The 3,607-nt window shown below is 59.0% G+C and carries 5 protein-coding genes; 1 reads left to right on the top strand and 4 read right to left on the bottom strand.

All coding sequences use genetic code 11. The features are described 5' to 3' along the window. The 3 genes from AC1DLB_RS24815 to AC1DLB_RS24805 form a co-directional block, all read right to left on the bottom strand. Positions 1 to 238 (bottom strand): YqaA family protein (locus AC1DLB_RS24815; RefSeq protein ID WP_477785822.1); only part of this gene is annotated, 238 nt, incomplete at its 3' end. Beyond that, positions 238 to 684 (bottom strand): DUF411 domain-containing protein, encoded by a 447-nt coding sequence (locus AC1DLB_RS24810; protein ID WP_018926116.1) that lies wholly within the window; start codon positions 682 to 684, stop codon positions 238 to 240. The genes AC1DLB_RS24810 and AC1DLB_RS24815, both read right to left, overlap by 1 nt. 240 nt (positions 685 to 924) lie before the next feature. Next, positions 925 to 1,920 carry an aldo/keto reductase gene (locus AC1DLB_RS24805; RefSeq protein WP_192350653.1) on the bottom strand — a complete coding sequence of 332 codons (996 nt, stop codon included), beginning with the start codon at positions 1,918 to 1,920 and terminating at the stop codon, positions 925 to 927. A 115-nt stretch (positions 1,921 to 2,035) separates the two neighbouring features. Here AC1DLB_RS24805 and AC1DLB_RS24800 point away from each other — a divergent pair, with 115 nt between their 5' ends. Beyond that, entirely contained in the window at positions 2,036 to 2,962 is a 927-nt protein-coding gene (locus AC1DLB_RS24800) for a LysR family transcriptional regulator (RefSeq protein ID WP_064618143.1), read from the top strand. Here AC1DLB_RS24800 and AC1DLB_RS24795 read toward each other — a convergent pair. After that, positions 2,951 to 3,571 carry a hypothetical protein gene (locus AC1DLB_RS24795; RefSeq protein ID WP_477785821.1) on the bottom strand — a complete coding sequence of 207 codons (621 nt, stop codon included), beginning with the start codon at positions 3,569 to 3,571 and terminating at the stop codon, positions 2,951 to 2,953. The two genes, AC1DLB_RS24800 and AC1DLB_RS24795, sit on opposite strands and share 12 nt — an antisense overlap. Between the last annotated feature and the right edge of the window lie 36 nt (positions 3,572 to 3,607).

The following is a 3,607-nucleotide window of genomic DNA, read 5'->3' as shown; positions in this document are numbered from 1 at the left end:
GAAGATGACGAGGGCTGACCGGAAACCAGCGCCGCTCGCGAAACCGCTCGATGCCGCGTCCCAGCCACCAGTTCAGCAGCGACCCCAGCACGTTGCCCAGCGTTGCCACTGCCAACAGCGACCAGAGCCAATACCGGTCGCTGAGCAACAACCCCACCAGCACCGCTTCGGACTGCAAGGACAGCAGGCTCGCGGCGCCGAACGCCGCGAGAAACAACCCGATGTAGGCACCGAACATCAATGGGCGGGGTAGTCCGCCACCACCACGTCAGTGCCATCCTTTTGCAGGCCGATCACCTGATAGGCATCGCTCATGCCGTCCATTTCCATCCCGGGCGAGCCCATCGGCATACCGGGGGCTGCAACTCCCAACAGATCGTCACGTTTGCTCAAGGCCAGCACTTGGTCGGCCGGCACATGGCCTTCGACGAACTTGCCGTTGATCAAGGCGGTGTGGCACGACGCCAGGCGAGGCGGTACGCCGTGTTGTTGCTTGAACTGGCTCATATCGGCTTCGACGTGGTCTTCGACCTTGAAGCCGTTGGCTTCCAGATGGCTGACCCATTTTTTGCAGCAGCCGCAATTGGCGTCGCGGTGCACTTCGATCGGGATCAGGTCGGCGGCCTGGGCCAGGGAGGAGATGAAGAGGGCGCTCAGGGCGGCCAGACGCAGGTGGGTTCGCATGGGAGTCTCGTCTCGGGTTACGGCCAAAAAGGTGCATTTTGACTCTTTTATCCGACTGGGCATTGCGCGAGTGTTTCTAAGTTATACAAGGTCGGCTGGCCAGATCATCGCAGGTTGATGCTGTCAGCTGAATGAGCGAGGAATGACAAAAATGTCAGGTGTGCCGTCTGAGCGTCGAAAACCGGCGCTCAGGGGGACTTACGAACTGTAAAATTTGCAAGCCTACGGCAAGGGCAACGGCTACCGGTCGAGCAACTTCATGACCTCTTCCGGATAGCGCAAGCCAGCGGTGGCATTGGCCGGGAATATCGCTTCAAGGGCCTGCAACTCTTCGCGGCTCAGTTTCACCTCCAGCGCGGCCACATTTTCCTCCAGGTATTTACGTTGTTTGGTGCCCGGAATCGGGATCAGGTAATCCCCTTGAGCCAAGACCCAGGCTAAGGCCAATTGGCCGGCTGTCACGCCTTTGTCGGCGGCCAGCGTTTGTACCTGCTGCACCAGCAACAGGTTTTTGGAAAAGTTTTCCCCTTGGAAACGCGGGCTGAAGCGACGGTAGTCGTCTGCGGCGAAGTCATCCGGGCTTTTCAGTGCCCCGGTCAAAAAGCCCCGGCCCAACGGGCTATAAGGTACAAAGGCCACGCCCAGGCGCTGGCATGCGGCCAGGCAACCGTTCTCTTCCTGATCGCGGCTCCACAGCGAATATTCACTTTGCAGGGCGCTGATCGGATGAACCTTGTGCGCTCGCTCCAGTGTATCGACCGAGGCCTCACTCAATCCCAGGTAACGCACCTTGCCGGCCCTCACCAGTTCGGCCATGGCGCCGACGGTTTCCTCGATGGCCACCTGCGGATCGATGCGGTGCTGGTAATACAAATCCAGGGTTTCCACGCCCAGGCGCTTGAGGGTGCCGTCGATCGCTTCGCGAATGTATTCCGGGCGACCGTTGACGCCACGCGCGCCGGGGTTGGACGGGTCGCGGACAATGCCGAACTTGCTGGCCAGGAACACTTGGTCGCGCTTGCCGACAATCGCCTTGCCGATTAGCTCTTCGTTGGTGTGTGGGCCGTACATGTCTGCCGTGTCGAGCAGGTTGATCCCCAGCTCCAGCGCGCGATGCAGCGTTGCCGTGGCTTCGCGGGTGTCCACGCCGGTGGTGTAGAAATCGGTCATGCCCATGCAGCCCAGACCGATGGCTGACACCTGTGGTCCGTTCTTGCCCAGTTGACGTGTTTGCATGAAATGAACTCCCTGTGGATGTAGGCGCTTAGTGTCGATCTCGACAGAACGAAGATAAACCGGCTAAAAGTGCTATCACTGTTCGTAATTTCTAAATAATCATCGAGTCCTGACCATGGATCGTTTAAACGCCATGCGTGTATTCACGCGAATCGTCGAACTGGGCGGCTTCGCCAAGGCGGCGGACAGCCTGCAATTACCGCGTGCCTCCGTGACCATTCTGATCAAGCAACTTGAGGCCCACCTGGGCGTGCAACTGCTGCAACGCACCACCCGGCAAATCAGCCTGACGCTCGATGGCGCAGCCTATTACCCGCGTTGCGTGCGGTTGCTGGCGGATCTGGAGGAAACCGAAGCCGTGTTTTCCGCTGCTCGCCACAACCCCAAAGGCCTGTTGCGAGTGGATATGCCGGCGGGAGTGGGGCGTTTGATGGTGATCCCGGCATTGCCGCAATTCACTGCACGCTATCCCTTGATCGAGCTGGAAATCGGTTTGAATGACCGGACTGTGGATCTGATCCGCGAAGGTGTCGATTGCGTGTTGCGGGGCGGCTCGGCCCTGGACGAATCACTGGTGGCGCGACCGCTGGCCACACTGGATCAGGTCACGTGTGCGAGTCCCGAATACTTGCAACGTTGCGGGACTCCGCGGTGTCTGGAGGATCTGAAGGGGCATCGGATGGTGGAGTACTTTTCCAATAGCACGGGCAAACGCTACGGACTGGAGTTTGTCGTCGATGGGCAGTTGCGGTTGATCGACCTGCCCAAGCACGTCGCGGTCAACAGCTCCGATGGCTATCTGGCGGCGTGTGAGGCGGGATATGGCTTGGTCCAGGCTCCGTATTATCACGTTGCCCGTCAATTGAAGGAGGGACGTTTGATCGAGGTCCTGAGGGATGTGCCGCCACCGGGTATGCCGCTGACGGCGCTCTATCCTCCTCACCGCCAGTTATCCCGGCGGGTTAGGGTATTTGTCGACTGGCTGGTGGAACTTTGCGCTCAGCCGGGTAATGACTTTTACAGGAAACCCTCACGCGGCTGAGCGGGCTCCAATGGGTGCATCGGCGCAGCGCTGGCTTCTCGTGGCGCTCGCGTTCTGCTGCAAATCGTCATGCAACTGTTGCATGTATACGCAGCCCAGATCGAGGGATCGAACCTGCACGCCCCGATGAAACAGGGCGAACCAGCCATTGTCACCTGACGTAGGCATCAAGCCGGTAAAGGCGAAGCCCAGCGCCGAAAAACTGCACAAGTCCCGGGCGAAGTGCCGGGACAGTTCGAGCCGTGCCGAGATCACCCAGTGCCCGGGCAGTTGCCGGAGTTGCTCAAGTAAATCATTGTTCAAATGCTGAATGATAATGTCGACCCGATGCTGATGTTGTTCAATTTGCAAGGACGTGGCGAGGCGCGGAGTGTCCTGGTGGGTTCCGAATACCGAGCACAGGTGTTGCATAAGCGCCCGGCAGCTTTCGGGCCATTGGATATCGGGGAGTGGTCGTGTGTGTCCTTCGATCATGTGGCAACACATCACCATGGTTTCCGGAAGTGGTTCGCCAAATGGCGAGGGGACGTAGTCGGGAAGCAGTCCAGTGTTGTGGAAACCGAGTTTTTTTGCGATGCGTTGCGTGTAGGGATGGTGGGTCACTTGCATGATCGAGGCGCTTTTAAGCTCGAGGCGCTTTTAAGC

This window comes from Pseudomonas sp. 05N434, assembly GCF_056396965.1.
The sequence above is the reverse complement of the archived record's forward strand: the minus strand, read 5'-3'. Positions and strand labels throughout refer to the sequence as shown.

Bases quoted from the DNA above. Each gene is read 5' to 3' on its own strand.
- AC1DLB_RS24810 (WP_018926116.1), bottom strand. From the start codon at position 684: ATGCGAACCCACCTGCGTCTGGCCGCCCTGAGCGCCCTCTTCATCTCC.
- AC1DLB_RS24800 (WP_064618143.1), top strand. From the start codon at position 2,036: ATGGATCGTTTAAACGCCATGCGTGTATTCACGCGAATCGTCGAACTG.
- AC1DLB_RS24805 (WP_192350653.1), bottom strand. From the start codon at position 1,920: ATGCAAACACGTCAACTGGGCAAGAACGGACCACAGGTGTCAGCCATC.
- AC1DLB_RS24795 (WP_477785821.1), bottom strand. From the start codon at position 3,571: ATGCAAGTGACCCACCATCCCTACACGCAACGCATCGCAAAAAAACTC.